This is a genomic window from Limnospira sp. PMC 1279.21 (assembly GCF_032349615.1).
Taxonomy (GTDB): domain Bacteria; phylum Cyanobacteriota; class Cyanobacteriia; order Cyanobacteriales; family Microcoleaceae; genus Limnospira; species Limnospira fusiformis.
On sequence record NZ_JARPLU010000423.1, the window covers coordinates 1 to 1,085 of the forward strand.

A 1,085-nucleotide genomic window follows, 5' to 3' on the forward strand; every position below is an offset into this window, starting at 1 on the left:
GTCCGCTGAGGGTGGCCAGTTCCGTCCCCGTCTCCAAATCCCACAGTTTCAGGGTTTTATCATCCGATGCCGAGACCGCTCGTTTCCCGTCGGGGGCGATCGCTACTCCTCTTACCCAGTTACTATGTCCGCTGAGGGTGGCCAGTTCCGTCCCCGTCTCCAAATCCCACAGTTTCAGGGTGTTATCCCCCGATGCCGAGACCGCTCGTTTCCCGTCGGGGGCGATCGCTACTCCTCTTACCCCGCGACTATGCCCGGTGAGGGTAGCCAGTTCCGTCCCCGTCTCCAAATCCCACAGTTGCAGGGTTTTATCCCACGATACCGATACCGCTCGTTTCTCGTCGGGGGTAATGGCTACTCCTCTTACCCAGTCACTATGCCCTCTCAGGGTGGCTAGTTCCGTCCCCGTCTCCAAATCCCACAGTTTCAGGGTTTCATCCTCCGATGCCGAGACCGCTCGTTTCCCGTCGGGGGTAATGGCTACTGCCATTACCCAGCTACTATGCCCGGTGAGGGTAGCCAGTTCCGTCCCCCTCTCCAAATCCCACAGTTTCAGGGTGTTATCATCCGATGCCGAGACGGCTCGTTTCCCGTCCGGGGCGATCGCTACTGCATTTACCTAGTCACTATGCCCGGTGAGGGTAGCCAGTTCCGTCCCCCTCTCCAAATCCCACAGTTTCAGGGTGTTATCATCCGATGCCGAGACGGCTCGTTTCCCGTCCGGGGCGATCGCTACTGCATTTACCTAGTCACTATGCCCGGTGAGGGTAGCCAGTTCCGTCCCCCTCTCCAAATCCCACAGTTTCAGGGTGTTATCATCCGATGCCGAGACGGCTCGTTTCCCGTCCGGGGCGATCGCTACTGCATTTACCTAGTCACTATGCCCGGTGAGGGTAGCCAGTTCCGTCCCCCTCTCCAAATCCCACAGTTTCAGGGTGTTATCATCCGATGCCGAGACCGCTCGTTTCCCGTCGGGGGTAATGGCTACTGCCTTTACCGAGCCACTATGCCCGGTGAGGGTAGCCAGTTCCGTCCCCGTCTCCAAATCCCACAGTTTCAGGGTTTCATCCTCCGATGCCGAGACC

Annotated in this window: 3 protein-coding genes and 1 pseudogene; all 4 read right to left on the reverse strand. The window is 58.6% G+C overall.

The window, feature by feature from the left end; all coding sequences use genetic code 11:
- A pseudogene (locus P5683_RS25145) lies at nucleotides 1–490 on the reverse strand (WD40 repeat domain-containing protein); the annotation flags it as partial.
- Nucleotides 491–619: 129 nt separating this feature from the next.
- Nucleotides 620–730, reverse strand: coding sequence for a hypothetical protein (locus P5683_RS25150; RefSeq protein ID WP_315669508.1), 111 nt, complete (start codon nucleotides 728–730; stop codon nucleotides 620–622).
- 15 nt (nucleotides 731–745) lie between these two features.
- Nucleotides 746–856 carry a hypothetical protein gene (locus tag P5683_RS25155; RefSeq protein ID WP_315669508.1) on the reverse strand — a complete coding sequence of 37 codons (111 nt, stop codon included), beginning with the start codon at nucleotides 854–856 and terminating at the stop codon, nucleotides 746–748.
- A gap of 15 nt (nucleotides 857–871) precedes the next feature.
- Nucleotides 872–1,085 (reverse strand): WD40 repeat domain-containing protein (locus P5683_RS25160; protein ID WP_396442938.1); only part of this gene is annotated, 214 nt, incomplete at its 5' end.